The following is an 18,888-nucleotide window of genomic DNA, read 5'->3' on the forward strand; positions in this document are numbered from 1 at the left end:
CCAGGGTGCTTCCGGTGGGGTGACCGTAGTCCCGCGTGCGGCGATGTGTGTGGGTTGTGTGAAATAAGTGATTGCCTTGTGACTTCTTGTGACGTCAGGGGTGTCGGCTCAAGCCGCCGCGCGTGTCCGCCAGCCGGTAGAACGCCTCTGTGGTGCGGGGGTGGGCGAGTTCGTCCAGCAGATGGCGCCATTCGGGGTCGGCGGCGTCCGGGTGGGCCTGGTCCCAGGCGGTGAGGAGCGGGCTGAGTTCGCTCTCGGACCTCTCGTGCGGGATGGGGTTCTGCTGTGGCTTCATGGGTTTCCCTCTCTTGTTCCGATTCCAGTCCCTGTGTTCTTGTTCGTGTCCCGGCTCCCGGTCGTGTTCCTGCTCCCGGTCCTGTTCCTGACCGATCCGATCGGATGCTTCTAAGATGCCGCCCTTCCGGCGCCACCACCATGAAGCGTCCTACCGAACCGGGGGTGCAGCCACCCGCACCCCGTAAGCGGGCGTATGCCCCCATCCCCGTACCACGGTCACCGTCGGTGCGAACCACGCCCCACGCGCGCGGGTACCCATCCGCCTGGGCTTCCGGGTCCCCTTCTCCGTCCCGCCCGCGAACACGAACAGCCGCAGGACGACGAAGCGGCCGACGCCGGCGAGGGCGGAGGCGCCCAGATAGACGATCTGCTCCGTCGCCATCGAGGGGGACGGCTGCACGGTGTGCAGGACGAACATCGCGGCGCAGGTCACCACATAGGCCGCCGTGGCCGAACCGGCCGAACGCCAGTGTTCGCGCAGGCCGGGCCGGCGTCCGGTGCCGAAGGTCACGCGTGCGTGGAGCTCGGTGCACAGGAGGGTCGACGCGACCGTGATCACCGCGTTGGCCACCACCCACGGCATCGTCAGGGCCACGAGCGGGACCGCCGCGCTGGAGAGCAGACCGACACCGCCACCGCACACCACGAAACGGAGGAAGGAGGCCAACGGGCCCACCGGGACCCGGACTTCCGGCGTGACCTCCGTGCGCAGCGTGTCCATGGCGGTTTCCCTCGGGTGTGGAGTCAGTGGTGATCAGCTGTCTCCCACCCTTCCGTCAGACGCCGTCCGGAACGATGGGGCACGCTCCCGAAGCCGGGGTAGGGCTGGCTACACCCTCAGTCCCGGAATCAGCTGGCTGACCTGCGCGGATGCCGCTGAACCGGGCCGTTGTCAGTGGCGCCCTCTACTCTCGGAGGCAATGGCACAGGCATGGAGGTGCTCGGGGCTGCGATGGGCGGGTGGTGGGCCCGAGCTGGAGTGGGACGGCGGGCGGCGCAGTGCGCTGACCTGGGGGAAACGGGTGGCCTTCGGGGTCGCGGACGGGGGTGTGCGGACATGTGTGGGAGCGCGGGGGCATGCGTGTCCGATGCGGGCGACCGTGTCGGGGCGGAGTACGGGGGCGCGGTGCGAGGAGTGCGCGCGGCTGGACCGTGCGCACTCGGTGGCCGCCGACACCATCGCGGACGATCCACGGCCGTACCACGTATATCTGGCGTGGTTCGGGCCCGGCATGGTCAAAGTGGGCATCACCGCCGAGGAGCGGGGCTCGGCGCGGCTGCTTGAACAAGGGGCCGTCTGCTTCAGCTGGTTGGGCCTCGGGCCGCTGATGGCGGCCCGGCGGAGCGAGGAGCTGTTGCGGGCCGCGCTCCAGGTACCGGACCGCGTTCCGTACGGCGAGAAGCGGGCTGTGCGGTCCCGGTTGCCGGCGTCGGCTGAGGAGCGGGCGGCAGAGGTGGAGGCGCTGCACGGACGGGCCGTCGGGTTGGCCGGCTGGCCCGAGTCGCTGGCGCGGGAGCCCTGCCACGTCGTCGACCATGCGGGGGTGTTCGGGCTGGAGGGGGTGCCGGCCGCTGTCGGGGAGGTGGCTGAGCTGGTCGCCGGTGGGTGGGTGAGCGGGGAGCTGGTCGCCGCCGCGGGTCCGGATCTGCACCTCGCCGCCGGGCGGGGAGTGGTGGTGCTGGACACCCGGCTGATGACGGGGTGGGACGTCGTGCCCGCCGCGGAGGAGCATGGATTGACCGTTCCCGTGCGGGAGTTGCGGGGGAGCCGTGAGGCTGCGGGGGTACAGGACGGGTTGTTCTGAGCGGTCGGGGGTGCCCGGCCGGAAGTTCAGGAGTTGGACCCCCGGGCGCACGCCCGGGCTCTCCGTCGTATGGGAGGGAACACTGGTACGAGCGATACTCCCTGCACATGGCCAGGGTCGAGCACAGCCACGGTTTCGAGAGGGTTCATGACTGGGACGGGTACGGGGGCGGAGACGGACGCGGGGGCCGAGGCCGAGGAGGTCCGGCGGTTCTGGCGGCGGCTGGGGCTGCCCGGGATCGTCGACGTCCACACCCACTTCATGCCGGAGCGGGTGATGCGCAAGGTCTGGGACTACTTCGACGGGGTCGGCCCGATGACCGGCGGACTGGAGTGGCCGATCACGTACCGGACGGAGGAAGTGGAACGGCTCGCGCTGATCAGGGAGTTCGGGGTGCGGGCCTTCACGGCCATGCTCTACCCGCACAAGCCCGGTATGGCCCAGTGGCTGAACGGCTGGGCGGTCGACTTCGCCGCGCGCACCCCGGACTGTCTGCACACCTCGACCCTCTTCCCGGAGCCGGGAGTCGAGACCTACGTCCGGGAGGCGCTGGACGCGGGGGCTCGGGTGTTCAAGGCGCATGTGCAGGTGGGGGCGTACGACCCGGCGAGTGAACTCCTCGACCCCGCCTGGGGGTTGCTCTCGGAGGCCGGTACGCCGATCGTGATCCACTGCGGGTCCGGGCCGGCGCCCGGCAAGCACACCGGCCCCGAGCCCATCGCGCGCGTCCTCGCCCGCCACCCCCGGCTGCGGCTGGTGGTGGCCCATATGGGGATGCCGGAGTACGAGGACTTCCTCGACCTGGCCGGGCGGTACGGGGAGGTGCGGCTGGACACGACGATGGCGTTCACGGACTTCGCCGAGCGGCTCGCGCCGTTCCCGCGCCGGGCGCTGCCCCGGCTGGCGGACCTCGGCGACCGCGTCCTGCTCGGCACCGACTTCCCCAACATCCCGTATCCGTACATCCGGCAGCTCCAGGCCCTGGAGGGGCTCGGGTTCGGGGAGGACTGGCTGAGGGCCGTGTGCCATGACAACGGGGCGCGGTTGTTCGGGCTGTGAGGGCGCCTCTCATGGAGCGCACAGCCTGGCTTTACGCCCCGATCACCGCTGCTTGACCGATGATGGGGGCCACGGCCCGGGTGACTGCCGGGCAGGAGCTTCCCAGGCGTTCCCTGAGAGGCGCCTGTGTGTTTCTTAGGGAAATCACAGGTTGTCGAAAGGGTGCTCTCAGAGGATCCAGACAGTGTGTCCGCCATGACCACGACCTCGCCCCAGGGGCGCACCGAACTGCTGAGGCCGGACGGGAGCCCCGTCCGAGTGCTTGTGGTGGACGACGAGATGTCGATCACCGAGCTGTTGTCCATGGCCCTGCGCTATGAGGGATGGCAGATCCGGAGTGCGGGGGATGGCACGGGTGCCATCCAGACCGCGCGGGAGTTCCGGCCCGACGCCGTCGTACTCGACATGATGCTGCCGGACATGGACGGGCTGACCGTGCTCGGCCGTCTGCGCCGCGAGCTGCCGGACGTCCCCGTCCTCTTCCTCACCGCGAAGGACGCCGTCGAGGACCGTATCGCCGGGCTGACCGCCGGTGGCGACGACTACGTCACCAAGCCGTTCAGCCTGGAGGAGGTCGTGGCCCGGCTGCGCGGCCTGATCCGCCGCTCGGGCGCGGCCGACCGCCGTTCGGACTCCGTGCTGGTCGTGGGTGACCTCACCCTCGACGAGGACAGCCACGAGGTGTCCCGGGCCGGTGACGGCATCCATCTCACCGCGACCGAGTTCGAACTCCTGCGGTTCCTGATGCGTAATCCCCGGCGTGTGCTCAGCAAGGCGCAGATCCTCGACCGTGTGTGGTCGTACGACTTCGGAGGGCAGGCCAATGTGGTCGAGCTCTATATCTCGTATCTGCGGCGGAAGATCGACGCGGGACGTGAGCCGATGATCCACACCCGGCGTGGCGCCGGTTACCTGATCAAGCCCGCGGCGTCATGAGCGGGCGACGACGGCCGCATGCGCAGAAGCGACGAGCAGGTCAGCCGCGCACGCTGCGGACGCGGCTCGTCGTCGCCTCCGTGGTGCTGATCGCCGTGGTGTGCGCGGTGATCGGCACCGTGACCACCCTCGCCCTGAGGTCCCACCTGTACGAGCAGCTCGACGGCAAGGTGAAGGACGTCGGCATGCGCGCGGTCGGCGGCCGCTTGGACGGCAAGCAGCTGCCGGGGGGCGGGAACCCGAACGGGGGCGAGGCGGACAAGAAGCCGCCGGTGAGGTTCAGCAACACGGCGCCGAGTGCCAGGGCCGCGGCGTTCGTCACATCGCCTCCGACCCAGCCCAGCACGATTGCCGCGTATGTGAAGGACGGCAAGATCGCCAGTGCCGCCGTCGCCGTGGCGACGAAGGACAGCAACGGCGCCTTCAAGGACATGAGCGCCGGCAGCCTCGACGCGGCCCAGAAGGCGGCCATCGCCTCGGTGGCCAAGGACGGCAAGGCGCACTCCGTCGACATCCCGGGCCGTGGCGAGTACCGCGTCTGGTACTTCACCAGTCAGGACGGCAGCGACTCCTACTACGTCGCCCTCCCGACCTCCGAGGTCGACAACACCGTCAACACCCTCATCCTCGTGGAGGTGAGCGTCACCGCCGCCGGTCTCGGTGCCGCCGTCATCGCCGGTTACGTGCTCGTCGGTGTGGCCACCCGGCCGCTGCGTCGTGTCGCCACCACCGCGACCCGGGTCTCCGAACTGCCTCTCCACACCGGCGAGGTGAACCTGAGTGAGCGGGTGCCGGAGTCCGAGACCGATCCGCACACCGAGGTCGGACAGGTGGGGGCCGCGCTCAACCGGATGCTGGACCATGTGCACGGCGCCCTCCACGCCCGTCAGCAGAGCGAGATGCGCGTACGGCAGTTCGTCGCCGACGCCAGTCATGAGCTGCGCACACCGCTCGCGTCGATCCGCGGGTACGCCGAGCTGACCAGACGCGGAAGAGAGCAGATCGGGCCCGACACCCGACACGCCCTCGGACGTATCGAGTCCGAGGCGGGCCGGATGACCCTGTTGGTCGAGGATCTGCTGCTGCTGGCCCGGCTCGACGCCGGACGGCCCCTGCAGTTCGAGCAGACCGATCTCATCCCGCTCGTCGTGGACACCATCAGCGACTCCCGCGCGGCCGGCATGGACCACAACTGGCGCCTGGACCTGCCCGACGAGCCCGCGCTGGTGTCGGCGGACGCGGCCCGGATCCAGCAGGTGCTGGTCAACCTGCTCGGCAACGCCCGTAAGCACACCCCCGAAGGCACCACCATCACCGCGCGCGTACAGCGGCGCGGACCGTGGATGTGCGTGGACGTGGAGGACAACGGGCAGGGGATCTCCCCGGAGCTGCTCCCGCATGTCTTCGAGCGGTTCGCACGCGGTGACTCCGCGCGCTCCCGTGCCACCGGGTCCACCGGACTCGGCCTCGCCATCGTGCAGGCCGTCGCGACCGCGCACGGCGGTGCCGTGACCGTGGACAGCGTTCCGGGACGCACCGTGTTCACCGTGCATCTGCCCGCTCTTGCCCCGGCGGCTCCCCGCCCGGCGCCGGAAACCAACTGGCAATCGTACTCACAGGTACAGCACAGTGCCGGCACATGGGTGCAACAGGGCACTTGACCAGAGTCGTTTCCATGCGAACCGACTCTTCTCCCGGCACCCTGCCGGCGCGGGAGCACCTCCCGGCCGGCGACGCCGGTACGCCTGTCCTGGACGTAGTGATCCCCGTCTACAACGAGGAGAAGGACCTCCAGCCGTGTGTGCTCAGACTGCACGAGCACCTCAAGCACACGTTCCCGTACGCCTTCCGCATCACCATCGCGGACAACGCGTCGACGGACACCACCCCCCAGGTGGCGGCGCGGCTGGAGGCGGAGATCCCGGAGGTCAGCAACTTCCGGCTGGAGCAGAAGGGACGGGGCCGGGCCCTGCGGACCGTGTGGTCCGCCTCCGACTCCCCCGTCCTCGCCTATATGGACGTGGACCTGTCCACCGACCTCAACGCCCTGCTGCCGCTGGTCGCCCCGCTGATCTCCGGTCACTCCGATCTGGCGATCGGGTCCCGGCTCGCCCGCTCCTCCCGTGTGGTGCGCGGTCCGAAGCGGGAGTTCATCAGCCGCACCTACAACCTGATCCTGCGCGGCTCGCTGCAGGCCCGCTTCTCGGACGCGCAGTGCGGATTCAAGGCGATCCGGCGTGATGTCGCCCAGGTCCTGCTGCCGATGGTCGAGGACACGGGCTGGTTCTTCGACACCGAGATGCTGGTCATCGCCGAGCGCGCGGGCCTTCGTATCCACGAAGTGCCCGTCGACTGGGTCGACGACCCGGACTCCACCGTCCACATCGTGAAGACGGCGACCGAGGACCTCAAGGGGGTCTGGCGGGTGGGGAAGGCCCTGGCCACCGGCTCGCTGCCGCTGGACCGGATCACCCGGCCCTTCGGCGACGACCCGCGTGACCGCGACATCCAGGACGTGCCGAAGGGGCTGGCCCGCCAGCTCGTCGGGTTCTGTGTCATCGGCGGACTGTCGACCCTGTTCTACCTGCTTCTCTACAGCGGCTTCCGGACCTTCGGCGGCTCGCAGCTCGCCAACGCGCTCGCGCTGCTGGTCTCGGCCGTGGCCAACACGGCGGCCAACCGGCGCCTCACCTTCGGCGTGCGCGGCAAGGGCGGCGCCGTCCGCCACCAGGCGCAGGGCCTCGTCGTCTTCGGCATCGGCCTCGCCCTGACCAGCGGTTCGCTCGCCGCCCTGAACGCGGCGACCTCCGACCCGGCGCACTCCACCGAACTGGCGGTGCTCATCGCCGCCAACCTCGCGGCGACCGTCCTGCGCTTCCTGCTCTTCCGCGCCTGGGTGTTCTCCGACCGGCGCGAGGACCAGCCGTCCACGGTGGTGGCCTCGCACACGCCGACGGCCGAATTCCCCCCGCACCAAGGCCGGTTCGGGCAGTCCTACCAGCCGCAGTCCTACCAGCCGCAGTCCTACCAGCCGCAGTCCTACCAGCCGCAGTCCTACCAGCCGCAGCCCCACCAGCCGCAGCCCCCGCTGCCGCAGCGCCAGACCACCCAGTTCCGCGCCGGTGAAGTCGCGGACCACCGCTGGGAGGACGCCACCCCGCATCTGCAGCCGGTGCGTCCGACCGACATCGATCCGAGGGACTGACGATGACCACCGACTACGACCGGCCGACCCATCAGGAAGGGGCCTACAACCCCTCCTCCTGGGGTCCGGAACCGACCACGGCCGTACAGGAGCCCGTCGCTCCGGCGGCGCCCGAGGCCGGCGAGCCCCAGCAGCCCTTCGTCCGCAGACTGTGGCGCGGGCGCCCCGAGGACCCCCGCTGGGTCCGCCCGGCCTTCTGGGCCCTCCTCCTCGCGACCGGCCTGCTCTACCTCTACAACCTGAGCGCCTCCGGCTACGCCAACTCCTTCTACTCGGCGGCCGTCCAGGCGGGCAGCAAGTCCTGGAAGGCGTTCTTCTTCGGCTCGCTGGACGCGGGCAACGCGATCACCGTCGACAAACCGCCGGCCTCCCTGTGGCCGATGGAGCTGTCGGTCCGCCTCTTCGGCCTCAACTCCTGGGCGATCCTGGTCCCCGAGGTCCTGATGGGCGTGGGCGCGGTCGCCGTGGTGTACGCGGGTGTACGGCGCCGGTTCAGCCCCGGGGCCGGTCTGATCGCGGGTGCGGTGCTCGCGCTCACTCCCGTCGCGGCGCTGATGTTCCGGTTCAACAACCCGGACGCCATGCTGGCCCTGCTGATGGCGCTGGCCTGCTACTTCGTGGCCCGCGCCGTCGAGGACGGCAGGACCCGGTGGCTCGTGTGGGCCGGTGTCGCGATCGGCTTCGCGTTCCTCACGAAGACCCTGCAGGCCTTCCTGATCCTCCCGGCCCTCGCGTTCGTCTACGCGATCTGCGCGCCGGTGTCCCTGAAGAAGCGCCTGGGTCAACTCGCCGCCGCGACCCTCGCGTTGGTGGTCTCCGGCGGCTGGTGGGTCGCGATCGTCGAACTGTGGCCGGCGTCCTCCCGCCCCTACATCGGCGGCTCGCAGAACAACTCCTTCCTCGAACTGACCTTCGGCTACAACGGACTCGGCCGTCTGAGCGGCGACGAGACCGGCAGCGTCGGCGGCGGTGGCGGAGGCGGCGGCACCGGCATGTGGGGCGCCACCGGCTGGAACCGGATGTTCAACTCCGAGGTCGGCGGCCAGATCTCCTGGCTGCTCCCGGCCGCGCTGATCCTCCTGGTCGCCGGCCTGGTCGCGACCCGGAAGCTCGGGCGGACCTCCGCGACCCGCGCGTCCTTCCTGGTCTGGGGCGGCTCGCTGCTGATCACCATGGCCGTCTTCAGCTATATGGCGGGCATCTTCCACCAGTACTACACGGTGGCCCTGGCCCCCTACATGGCGGCCGTGATCGGCATGGGCGCCGGCATCCTGTGGGAGAGGCGCGGCCGGATGTGGGCCTCGATCTCCCTCGCGGCCCCGGTGGTGGCGAGCGCGGTCTGGAGCTACGTCCTCCTCAACCGCACCTCCAGCTATCTGCCCTGGCTGAAGTACCTGATCCTGATCGGCGGTCTGACCGCCGCGCTCGGTCTGATCTTCGCGGGCCGTATCAGCCGCCAACTCGCCCTTGCGGCGGCGTCCGTGGGCGTCCTGGCCGCGCTGGCCGGTCCGACCGCGTACACCTTCAGCACCCTCCAGACGGGTCACACCGGCTCCATCGTCACGGCCGGCCCGGCCGGCGCGAGCGTGATGGGCGGCGGTCCCGGCGGCGGCCGGGGCGGCTTCGGCGGCGGCATGCCGGGCCGGCAGGGCACCGGCAACACCCAGGGCCGGCAGGGCAACGGCTTCCCGGGCGGCGGCACCACCGGCAACGGCAACGGCGGCTTCGGCGGCGGGATGCCGGGCCAGAACGGCAACGGCGGCACCCAGAACCAGCAGGGTGGCCGGGGTCAGCTGGGCGGCGCCGGTGGCATGGCCGGCGGCGGTGGCGTCGGCGGACTGCTCAACGGCGCGTCCGTCTCCTCCCAGGCCAAGAAGCTGCTGGAGACCGACTCGTCCAAGTACACCTGGGTCGCCGCCGCCATCGGTGCCCAGAACGCGGCGAGTTACCAGCTCTCCACCGGCGACCCGGTGATGGCGATCGGCGGCTTCAACGGCACCGACCCCTCCCCGACGCTGGCCCAGTTCAAGGAGTACGTGACGGAAGGAAAGATCCACTACTTCATCAGCAGCGGTACCGGCGGTGGCAGGGGCGGCAGCAGCAGCGGCACGTCCTCGCAGATCACCAGCTGGGTCGAGGCCAACTTCAAGAAGGTGACGGTCGGTTCGGCCACCTTCTACGACCTGACGCAGAAGACGAACGGCTGACGGGACGGACAGCAGGCATGCCGTACACCGTATAGCTACGGCTATACGGTGTACGGCATGCCCGTTTCTGTGCTGCTGGGTGGTTTGTCGGCGGCAGCGTTGCTGCGCAGGGCGGAGCGGGCAGACTCGGGGGTGGTGGAGCCGCTGACGGATACGGCCTCGCGTCCCGGCAGGGGCGGCCGGCACGACCGGCGTTCGAGGAGTGAGGAAGGGTGCGCCAATGGTGAGGGCAGCCGAGCGGGCGGCGCGGACCAGTGTGTGGCTGGAGGGGAAGGTCCGGCGGGGTGGGCGTGGTGGTGGGCAGCCCTCGGGGCTGGACCGTGACCGGATCACCGCCGTCACCGTCCGTCTCCTCGACGCCGAGGGTCTGGCCAAGTTCTCCATGCGCCGACTGGCCGGTGAGCTGAACGTCACCGCGATGTCCGTCTACTGGTACGTCGACACCAAGGACGACCTTCTCGAACTCGCCCTGGACGCGGCCTACGGCGAACTGGAACTGCCCGACCCGGGGTCGTCGAACGAGGACTGGCGGGACCAACTGCGCACGCTGGCAAGGGAGTACCGCGCCCTCCTGGTCCGCCATCCATGGCTGTCCCCGCTGGCGGGCACGTTCCTGAACATCGGCCCGAACTCCCTGGCCTTCTCCCGGGTCGTGCAGCAGGTCATCCGCCGGACGGGCCTGCCCGTGCCCGGCCTGACCGGAGCCATCTCGGCCGTCTTCCAGTTCGTCTACGGCTTCGGGACCATCGAGGGCCACTTCATCGCCCGCTGTGCCACCGCCGGTATGAGCCAGGACGAGTACTTCCGGCACGCGATGAGCGCGGTGACACAGTCCCCGGAGGCCGCCGAGATCGTCAAGGAGAACGAGGAGATCATGGCGGCCCGGGGCGGCGACACGGTGGAGGACATGAGGGACCGTGACTTCACCTTCGCCCTCGACCTGCTGATCGCGGGTATCGAGGCGATGGTCCCCGCCACCTGACCACTCCCCGGCGCCCCGCCGCGCCGGCCCTAACCCTCGGAGACCAGTCGGGCCGGGAAACCGCCGGTGGCGACGGGCCCCCACCGCTCCGGGGTCACCCGGATGATCGACTTGCCCTGCTTGACCATGGCCTCCCGGTACTCGTCCCAGTCCGGGTGCTCGCCGGAGATGTTGCGGAAGTACTCCACCAACGGCTCCACGGAGTCCGGGGAGTCGATGACCTCCGCCGTGCCGTCGATCTGGACCCACGGACCGTCCCAGTCGTCACTCAGTACGACGACGCTGACCCGCTCGTCCCGCTTGGCGTTGCGGGTCTTGGCCCGGTCGGGGTACGTGGAGACGACGATCCGCCCGGAGTCGTCCACCCCACAGGTCAGCGGTGAGGCCTGCGGGCCGCCGTCACCGCGCCGCGTCAGCAGGATGGCGCGATGACGGGGCCGTACGAAGTCCAGCAGCTCGTCCAGGGAAACAGTGGTGTTCGTCGCGATGTTCGGTGCCATGGGCTCAGCCTAGGGCTGCGGCAGCGATTCCCCCTGCACCGCCTGGATGTCCAGCTCCACCTTCAGCGTCGTACCGATCGCCGCGATCCCCGCCTGCACCACCTGGTTGTAGTTCATGGCGAAGTCCTCGCGATGGAGTTCCGCCGTCGCGCGGAACGCGGCGCGTGTGCCGCCCCACGGGTCCGCGCCCGTCCCCAGGTAGGCCAGGTCCAGGTCCACCGGCCGTACGACCCCGCGCAGGGCCAGCTCCCCGTGGACCGTCCAGCGGTCGCTCCCCGCCGCCGTGAGACCGGCCGAGCGGTAGGTGATCTCCGGGTGCTTCGCCACGTCCAGGAAGTCCGGCGAGCGCAGATGGTCGTCCCGCATGCCGTTGCCCGTGTCGATGGAGGACGCCCGGATCACCGCCTCCACCCGTGACTTCTCCACCTCGTCCGGCGCGATCTCGATCCGCGCCGAGAAGTCGGTGAACCGCCCGTGCACGCTGGAGATCCCCAGGTGCTGGGCGACCGCGCCCACCGACGAGTGCGCCGGGTCGACGGTCCACGGCCCCGGCGGCGGCAGCTCGGTGCCGCCCTGCCGGGCCAGCGTCACCGCACCCAGCTCGGCCCGCCCGCTCCTGGTGACGATGGCGGTGGACGCGGCGGGCGCGTACCCGACGGCGGTGACGATCACGACGTACGGCCCGGGGGCCAGCGGCGTCGAGTCCCGCACCGCGCCCTCCGCGTCGGCCTCCGCCCGCAGCACCTGGCTGCCGGCCATGTCGGTCACCGTGACGACCGCGTGCGACACGGCCCATCCGTCCCGCGTACGGATCTTCGCGGTCAGGCCCATCTTGACTCCCTGTCTAGCCCTGCAAGTCCAACTGGTCCGGATAAGTGAGCGGCCCGTGGCAGACGTACCCCGGCCGGGGGCACGCCCGCCACGGGCCGGGGTACGAACTACTCGGCCGGGTGGGCCAGTTCGATGTCGTGGCCGTCCACGGCCCCGCCGTGCACGGTGAGCGCGGTGGCGACCGGCGGGTAGCCCGTCGCGATGACGGTGTACTCGCCACTGCCCAGGTCGGTGAAGGCGTACGCCCCGTCCGCCCCGGTGGTGGAGGTGCCCACGACGTTGCCGGCGGCGTCCACCAGCGTCACCCGCGCGTCGGCGAGCGGCCCGTGCGGCGCCCGTACGACACCCTGGAGCCGGGCCCCGGAGTCCAGGTCGACCTCGATCCGGGTGACCCCGGCGCCGCCGACCTCGACGGGCAGCGCGCGCGGCCGGAAACCGGCGGCGTTCACCGCGACGGTCACGGCACCCGGCACCAGCTCGGCGAAGCCGAACTCGCCCTGCTCACCGGTGGACCCGGTGGCCAGCAGATCCCCGCGCACATCGGTCACGATGACCATGGCGTCCTTGACGGGCAGCGCGTTCTCGGCGGCCCGCACCACACCGCTCAGCCCGCTGGTACCGCTGAGCAGGACGTCGTAGGCCACCGGCTCACCGTTCACCACGACCGTGGAGGCCTGCGGCTGGAACCCGTCGGCGGCGGCGATCAGGACGTACGACCCGACGCTCGGCGCGTCCAGGGCGTAGGAGCCGTCGGCCTGCGTGACCGAGCGGCCCAGCTGCCGTCCGGCGAGCGAGATCAGCGTGACGGCGGCCTGCGGCACGGGCGCGCTCTCGTTGCCGCGCACGAAACCGCGTACCGGAATCCCACCGGAGCCGGCACCGGAGGCCTCCTCGGGCCGGGCGATGGTGGCCACGGCCGCCGGCCGCTGTGCGCCGTCGGTGGCGGTCCGCGTGTCGGAGGCGACGGAGACGGCGGAGGGGACTGAGGGGGTGGAGGGTTCCGAGGTCGCGGCCCAGCTCGGGGTGTGCGCGGCGGCCGGAGCGCCGGTGGCGGTCTCGGCCGGGGCCTCCGGGGTCGCGTCCGCGTCCGCGGCCTGGGCCAGGGCGCCCTTGGTCCGCAGCGGGACCTCCTTGATGAACAGGGTGATGAGGAAGGCGATGGCCGCGAGGCCGCCGGCGATCAGGAAGACGTCGGCGATGCCGTGGCCGTAGGCGCTCTCCATGAGCGTGCGCACGGGGGCCGGCAGCTTGCTCAGGTCCGGGATGCTGTCCGTGGAGCCGGAACCGGCCAGCGCGGCGCGGTACTGCGGGTCCAGGGCGGCGATGCCGTCCTTGACGTAGTGGGTGATCCGGTGGGCCATGACCGCGCCGAGCGCGGAGACGCCGACCGCACCGCCGAGGGAGCGGAAGAAGGTGACCGTGGAGCTGGCGGAGCCGAGGTCGCTCGGGTCGACCTGGTTCTGCGTGCACAGCACCAGGTTCTGCATCATCATGCCGATGCCGAGACCCAGCAGCGCCATGAAGATCGACATCTTCCAGTACGCCGTGTCGTAGCGGATGGTGCCCAGCAGGCCCAGGCCGGCCGTCACCAGCACGCCACCGCCGACCAGCCACGCCTTCCAGCGTCCGGTGCGGGTGATGAACTGGCCCGAGACGGTCGAGGAGACGAACAGACCGCCGATCATCGGGATGGTCATGACGCCCGACATCGTCGGGGACTTGTCCCTGGCCAGCTGGAAGTACTGGCTGAAGAAGACCGTGCCGGTGAACATCGCGATTCCGACGAACAACGAGGCCAGCGAGGCCAGCGTGATCGTGGGGTTCCTGAACAGCCGCAGCGGGATGATCGGCTCGCTCGCCCTGGACTCGATCAGCACGAACAGCAGACCGAGGACGATCGAACCGCCGACCATCGCGTACGTCTGCCACGACAGCCAGTCGTACTTGTCACCGGCGAAGGTGACCCAGACCAGCAGCAGCGAGACGGCGGCGGCGATGAAGGTGGCGCCGGCCCAGTCGACCTTGACGTCCCGCTTCACCACGGGCAGGTGCAGGGTCTTCTGCAGCACGATCAGCGCGATGACGGCGAAGGGGACACCGACGTAGAAGCACCAGCGCCAGCCCAGCCACGAGGTGTCGGTGATGACACCGCCGAGCAGCGGGCCGCCGACGGTGGCGACGGCGAAGGTGGCACCGAGGTAGCCGGAGTAACGCCCGCGCTCACGCGGGGAGATCATCGCGGCCATGACGATCTGGGCGAGGGCGGAGAGCCCGCCGACCCCGATGCCCTGGACGACACGGCAGGCGATCAGCATGCCGGGGTTCTGGGACAGACCGGCGGCCGCGGAGCCCAGCACATAGATGACCAGGGCTATCTGGACGAGCGCCTTCTTGCTGTAGAGGTCGGCGAGCTTGCCCCACAGGGGGGTGGCCGCGGTCATCGACAGCAGGGCGGCGGTGACGACCCAGGTGTAGGCGGACTGGCCGCCGCCGAGGTCGCTGATGATGTGCGGCAGGGCGTTGGTGACGATCGTCGACGACAGGATCGCCACGAACATGCCCAGCAGCAGACCGGAGATGGCCTCCATGATCTGCCGGTGCGTCATCGGGGCGTACTCCGCAGAGCCTCCCCCGTGCTTGGCATGAGCCCGCACACCGGCTGGTGTGGTCGTTGCCATGGGCTTCCTTCTCTTAAGTGTTCGCGGGTGTACGGGTGGTCGCTTGTGGTTCCTCGAATGCGGGAGGCGGCAGCCGGGGCGGTACGGCGGCGACGCGGCTGTCGTCGAAACTGGCGCGCAGCCGGGTCATGAGCCGGGTGAGCTCGGCGACCTCCTGGTCGCTCCAGTCGGCGAGCCGCTCGGCCAGCAGCTGGGTGGTGCGCTCCGAGAGCTGCTCCAGCCGGGCCAGGCCCTGCGGCGTGAGGTGCACGATCCGGGACCGCTTGTCCGACGGGTCGGGGGAGCGGTCCAGCCAGCCGCGCTCGGCCAGGTGGGCCACATGGCGGCTGGTGACCGACATGTCCACGGAGAGGAGTTCGGCGAGCCTGCTCATGCGCATGGCGCCGAAGCGGCCCAGCAGGGTCAGCACGGCGGCGCTGCCGCTCGGGCAGTCCGACGGCAGAATCCGCCCGAGCTCCCGCTTCACGGCACCGAAGGCGCTGAACTGTCGCATCAGCTCCTCGTACTGCGCCCGCTCGGCCATCACACCTCCCGCATTCGTTGCTTAGGGCAACCATAAGAGTGGTTGGTTGCTGCAGGCAAATAATCTGGGGGGTGAGCGGCATAAAAACTTGGCAAAGACAAGTATTGCGAACGTAAATACCCAGGTGAGGGTGGCTGTCACCGTGGACGGGCCCCCACTTGGGTCGCCATGGCGGATTCGCTAGGGTCTCCAGCTATGGCTAACCCTCAGAACCCCCAGGGCAACCACGACCCCGCCGGCAGCACCCAGATGTTCCGCGCCTTCGTGGACGAGGGCCCGCAGGGCCGCCAGGCCCCGGCGCCCGTGTCGGCCTCGTCCGGCCCCCGCATCGGCCTGATCGTCGGCATCGTCGTCGCCGTGGCGGTCGTGGCCGCCGTGGCGTGGCTGGCGCTGAAGTAGGCGTTGTCGCCGGGCCGGCTACTTCCACCGGACGGTGACGTCCCGCGTCTCGATGTGCGTGCCCAACGGCACCCGCCACCTCTCGACGCACACCGTCCAGGTCCTGTCCCGGTGCGTTCCCGCCGCGATCGGCGCCGGCAGGGGGACCTCCGAGTCGACGGTCGCCCAGTCGATCCCGAGCAGGCCGATGATGTGCGTCCCGAACGTCACCGTGCCCGAACGCACCGCGGTCCCGCCGGAGTTGGTGAAGGTCAGCGTCACGTCCTCGCACCAGCGCCTGTCGGTGGCCTCGCGGCTCGGATCGCTCCAGCTGAGGACGGCGGGTCCGGCGGGCGCCGTGGCCCCGGTGCCCGGCGTCGGGGACGGTGAACCCGCGCCCGTACGACCGGACTCGGCGCCGCCGGCCGGGGAGCCGCTGGGGTGTCCGGGTGCGCCCGGCCGGGGTGCGTCGGGCTCGGCTGCGTCGGGCTCGGGTGTCGTCGGTGAACTCCCGGCGCCGGCAGCCGTGTCGGCGCCGGTCCCCGGGCGCTCCCCCGACGGCCGCGGTCCGTCGAGCGGCACCAGCGTCACCCGTCCCGTCGGCCGCACCGCCGTACCGGAGGCCTGAGGTCCGCCGCCCACCGCGCCGGTCGCGACGTACGCCTCGCGCGCGCCGCCGCCCTCGCACGCCGCCAGCGCGGCGCCCAGGCAGACGACGGCCGCCGACGCGCCGATCAAGGCGCCTCGACGGCCACGTGTCCATGTCGTCCCAGGAGTCCCACGGAGCATCGCGCCATGGTGGCTGACACTCCGTCAAATAGGAACCCTCCGCGCGAGATTTCGGCACCCGTCAGGTGCCGGGATCCGCGCGATTTCGGGATCAGTCCGAGATGAGGCCCTCCCGCAGCTGCGCCAGCGTCCGGGTCAGCAGCCGGGAGACGTGCATCTGGGAGATGCCGACCTCCTCGCCGATCTGCGACTGGGTCATGTTGGCGAAGAAGCGGAGCATGATGATCTGCCGCTCGCGGGGCGGGAGTTTGGCCAGCAGCGGCTTCAGGGACTCGCGGTACTCGACGCCCTCCAGGGCGGTGTCCTCGTAGCCGAGGCGGTCGGCCAGGGAGCCCTCGCCGCCGTCGTCCTCGGGGGCCGGGGAGTCGAGCGAGGACGCGGTGTACGCGTTGCCGACCGCGAGACCGTCGACCACGTCCTCCTCGGACACGCCCAGCACCGCGGCGAGTTCGGGGACGGTCGGGGAGCGGTCCAGCTTCTGGGAGAGCTCGTCGCTGGCCTTGGTGAGGGCCAGGCGCAGCTCCTGGAGGCGGCGCGGGACGCGCACCGACCACGAGGTGTCGCGGAAGAACCGCTTGATCTCGCCCACGACCGTCGGCATCGCGAAGGTCGGGAACTCCACGCCCCGTTCGCAGTCGAAGCGGTCGATCGCCTTGATCAGGCCGATGGTGCCGACCTGGACGATGTCCTCCATCGGCTCGTTGCGCGAGCGGAAGCGGGCCGCCGCGTAGCGCACGAGGGGGAGGTTGAGCTCGATCAGGGTGTCCCGGACGTAGGCACGCTCGGGGCTGTTCTCGCCGAGTGCGGCCAGCCGCAGGAACAGGGAGCGGGACAGGGTGCGGGTGTCGATGGACTCCGACGAAGACGGAAGGGCCGGGGCCGGCACGGCCTCCAGCACCGTGACGTCGTCAAGCGCGGCGTCGGGCGCGGACTCGCTCTTTGTGAGCGTGAGCACCTTCGAGCTGCCCTGTTCTGCGGACATGCCACCCCCTCTGGGTCGCGGGACGGTCGCGGCCGACCCTCGCTGTCGAGCGAGGAGTTCAGCCTTCACCTGAATACCGGAGCCGAAGCCACGGCAAACGCGTTGCCGGAAGAATGTCACATGTCGGCAACACGCTGTAGTGACATGTCGACATGCGAGACGCTAATCGGCCCTGGAAAGAGGGGGTCTGAGCGTTTTTCAGCACAGAACTGTCGGGAACGGCCCCGGTGAGCGATTCGCTCGTGCCGGTGACCAGTCGATCCTGCTTGCGAACTGCGGCGTTACGGCGTGTTCTCCGGTGTGCGCCTGTGCGCCTCTTATGCCTCGATCCGATTGGCCGAGCGCAGCCGCTGGAAGCTACGCGCGAGTAGCCGGGAAACGTGCATCTGCGAGACGCCGAGTTCCGCGCTGATTTGCGACTGGGTGAGATTGCTGTAGTAGCGCAGCAACAGGATTCGCTGTTCCCGTTCCGGGAGTTGGACGAGGAGATGCCGGACGAGATCCCGGTGCTCCACGCCGTCCAGGGCGGGGTCCTCGTAACCGAGCCGGTCCAGCAGCCCCGGCAGCCCGTCGCCCTCCTGCGCGGCCTCCAGCGAGGTGGCGTGGTACGAGCGGCCGGCCTCGATGCAGGACAGCACCTCGTCCTCGCCGATCCGCAGCCGCTCGGCGATCTCGGCGGTGGAGGGGGAACGGCCGAACGCGGTCGTCAGGTCCTCGGTCGCGCTGTTGACCTGCACCCACAGCTCGTGCAGCCGGCGCGGCACATGGACCGTCCGCACGTTGTCCCGGAAGTAGCGCTTGATCTCCCCGATGACCGTCGGCATCGCGAAGGTCGGGAACTGCACGCCCCGGTCGGGGTCGAAGCGGTCGATGGCGTTGATGAGCCCGATCGTGCCGACCTGGATCACGTCCTCCATCGGCTCGTTGCGCGAGCGGAAGCGGGCGGCCGCGTAGCGCACGAGCGGGAGGTTGGCCTCGATCAGCGCCCCGCGCACGCGGTTGTGCTCCACCGTGCCCGGCCGGAGCTCCTTGAGCTCGGCGAAGAGCACCTGGGTCAGCGCCCGGGTGTCGGCGCCGCGGCTGCGCTGCGGGGTGGCGGGCGCGACTTCCGTGGCCTCCTGGGGAGGCGCAGTACTGGCCGACACGGTCAACGCCACCTCTTTATCGGTCAACTCATCCGTCAAAAGCGGTCATAGCATCACAAGACATGTCCACTGTGTGCAAGCACCGCATAACGCAGCGTTGCTCCGTGTTGAGACGCAGAAAAGCCTCCCGCCGTTGCGGCGGGAGGCCGTGGGGCACCGGTGAACGCCTCTCAGTACGCGTAGTCGGCGATCACCCAGGTGGCGAACTCCTTCCACAGGGCCACGCCGGCCTGGTGCTCGGGGTGTTCGACGTACCGCTTCAGCGCGTCCGCGTCCTCGAACCCCGAGTTGATCGCGAAGTCGTAGGCGATGGGGCGGTCGCTGAGGTTCCAGCCCAGCTCCCAGAAGCGGATCTCGGAGATCTTCCCCTCCAGCGAGCGGAAGGCCTCCTCCCCCTCGACCACACGCGGGTCGTCGCGCCCGACGCCGTCGTTGAGCTTGAAGAGGACGAGGTGACGGATCATGTGCGCTCCTGGCTAGATGATCGATTCCAAGGGGTGCCCGTAGAGACGTGAACGAGGGTGTCCAAGATCGTTGTGTGACGAACAACCTGGACACCCTCGCGACCGCA

Annotated in this window: 18 protein-coding genes; 8 read left to right on the top strand and 10 right to left on the bottom strand. The window is 70.2% G+C overall.

Features of this window, described 5'->3' with window-relative positions; genetic code table 11:
• Positions 1-94 precede the first annotated feature (94 nt).
• Positions 95-295 carry a hypothetical protein gene (locus tag ABZT17_RS27515; protein ID WP_356352389.1) on the bottom strand — a complete coding sequence of 67 codons (201 nt, stop codon included), beginning with the start codon at positions 293-295 and terminating at the stop codon, positions 95-97.
• Positions 296-445: 150 nt separating this feature from the next.
• The gene (locus ABZT17_RS27520) at positions 446-1,018 is read right to left on the bottom strand and encodes a GtrA family protein (protein ID WP_356352391.1); all 573 of its coding nucleotides are present in this window, start codon (positions 1,016-1,018) and stop codon (positions 446-448) included.
• A 199-nt stretch (positions 1,019-1,217) separates the two neighbouring features.
• Between ABZT17_RS27520 and ABZT17_RS27525 the strand changes: the two genes are divergently transcribed.
• The 7 genes from ABZT17_RS27525 (at position 1,218) to ABZT17_RS27555 (ending at position 10,491) form a co-directional block, all read left to right on the top strand.
• The gene (locus ABZT17_RS27525; RefSeq protein WP_356352393.1) at positions 1,218-2,102 is read left to right on the top strand and encodes a DUF2797 domain-containing protein; all 885 of its coding nucleotides are present in this window, start codon (positions 1,218-1,220) and stop codon (positions 2,100-2,102) included.
• Positions 2,103-2,249: 147 nt separating this feature from the next.
• Entirely contained in the window at positions 2,250-3,161 is a 912-nt protein-coding gene (locus tag ABZT17_RS27530; RefSeq protein ID WP_356352395.1) for an amidohydrolase family protein, read from the top strand.
• Positions 3,162-3,356: 195 nt separating this feature from the next.
• Entirely contained in the window at positions 3,357-4,097 is a 741-nt protein-coding gene (locus tag ABZT17_RS27535; RefSeq protein ID WP_356352397.1) for a response regulator transcription factor, read from the top strand.
• On the top strand, positions 4,094-5,758 hold the full coding sequence (locus ABZT17_RS27540; protein WP_356352399.1) for a HAMP domain-containing sensor histidine kinase: 1,665 nt from the start codon (positions 4,094-4,096) through the stop codon (positions 5,756-5,758). The genes ABZT17_RS27535 and ABZT17_RS27540 overlap by 4 nt, the downstream gene beginning before the upstream one ends.
• Before the next feature lie 14 nt (positions 5,759-5,772).
• On the top strand, positions 5,773-7,302 hold the full coding sequence (locus ABZT17_RS27545; protein WP_356352401.1) for a bifunctional glycosyltransferase family 2/GtrA family protein: 1,530 nt from the start codon (positions 5,773-5,775) through the stop codon (positions 7,300-7,302).
• Positions 7,303-7,304: 2 nt separating this feature from the next.
• Positions 7,305-9,509, top strand: coding sequence for a glycosyltransferase family 39 protein (locus ABZT17_RS27550; protein WP_356352403.1), 2,205 nt, complete (start codon positions 7,305-7,307; stop codon positions 9,507-9,509).
• A gap of 220 nt (positions 9,510-9,729) precedes the next feature.
• A complete protein-coding gene (locus ABZT17_RS27555) occupies positions 9,730-10,491 on the top strand; it encodes a TetR/AcrR family transcriptional regulator (protein WP_356352405.1) in 762 nt (253 codons plus the stop codon).
• Between the two features lie 29 nt (positions 10,492-10,520).
• On the opposite strand, the gene ABZT17_RS27560 is transcribed toward ABZT17_RS27555, so the two are convergent.
• The 4 genes from ABZT17_RS27560 to ABZT17_RS27575 all read right to left on the bottom strand — a co-directional run bounded on the left by ABZT17_RS27560 (position 10,521) and on the right by ABZT17_RS27575 (position 15,023).
• Entirely contained in the window at positions 10,521-10,991 is a 471-nt protein-coding gene (locus ABZT17_RS27560) for a PPOX class F420-dependent oxidoreductase (RefSeq protein WP_356352407.1), read from the bottom strand.
• Between the two features lie 9 nt (positions 10,992-11,000).
• Positions 11,001-11,822: a YceI family protein gene (locus ABZT17_RS27565; RefSeq protein ID WP_356352409.1), complete on the bottom strand. Its 822-nt coding sequence runs from the start codon at positions 11,820-11,822 to the stop codon at positions 11,001-11,003.
• 107 nt (positions 11,823-11,929) lie between these two features.
• Complete coding sequence (locus tag ABZT17_RS27570; RefSeq protein ID WP_356352411.1) at positions 11,930-14,500, bottom strand: MFS transporter; 2,571 nt, start codon at positions 14,498-14,500, stop codon at positions 11,930-11,932.
• Positions 14,501-14,513: 13 nt separating this feature from the next.
• A complete protein-coding gene (locus ABZT17_RS27575) occupies positions 14,514-15,023 on the bottom strand; it encodes a MarR family transcriptional regulator (RefSeq protein WP_356352413.1) in 510 nt (169 codons plus the stop codon).
• A 195-nt stretch (positions 15,024-15,218) separates the two neighbouring features.
• On the opposite strand from ABZT17_RS27575, the gene ABZT17_RS27580 reads away from it, so the two are divergent.
• Positions 15,219-15,422, top strand: a complete 204-nt coding sequence (locus ABZT17_RS27580; protein WP_356352415.1) for a hypothetical protein — start codon at positions 15,219-15,221, stop codon at positions 15,420-15,422.
• Positions 15,423-15,440: 18 nt separating this feature from the next.
• Here the strand turns inward: ABZT17_RS27580 and ABZT17_RS27585 are convergent, their stop codons facing one another.
• The 4 genes from ABZT17_RS27585 to ABZT17_RS27600 all read right to left on the bottom strand — a co-directional run bounded on the left by ABZT17_RS27585 (position 15,441) and on the right by ABZT17_RS27600 (position 18,781).
• Positions 15,441-16,139, bottom strand: coding sequence for a hypothetical protein (locus ABZT17_RS27585; RefSeq protein ID WP_356352416.1), 699 nt, complete (start codon positions 16,137-16,139; stop codon positions 15,441-15,443).
• A gap of 142 nt (positions 16,140-16,281) precedes the next feature.
• On the bottom strand, positions 16,282-17,172 hold the full coding sequence (locus ABZT17_RS27590) for an RNA polymerase sigma factor SigF (protein ID WP_356352418.1): 891 nt from the start codon (positions 17,170-17,172) through the stop codon (positions 16,282-16,284).
• A gap of 317 nt (positions 17,173-17,489) precedes the next feature.
• Positions 17,490-18,356, bottom strand: coding sequence for an RNA polymerase sigma factor SigF (locus tag ABZT17_RS27595; protein WP_356352419.1), 867 nt, complete (start codon positions 18,354-18,356; stop codon positions 17,490-17,492).
• A 131-nt stretch (positions 18,357-18,487) separates the two neighbouring features.
• Positions 18,488-18,781, bottom strand: a complete 294-nt coding sequence (locus tag ABZT17_RS27600) for a Dabb family protein (protein WP_356352421.1) — start codon at positions 18,779-18,781, stop codon at positions 18,488-18,490.
• Positions 18,782-18,888 lie beyond the last annotated feature (107 nt).

This window comes from Streptomyces sp. NPDC005648, assembly GCF_040605395.1.
GTDB lineage: Bacteria > Actinomycetota > Actinomycetes > Streptomycetales > Streptomycetaceae > Streptomyces.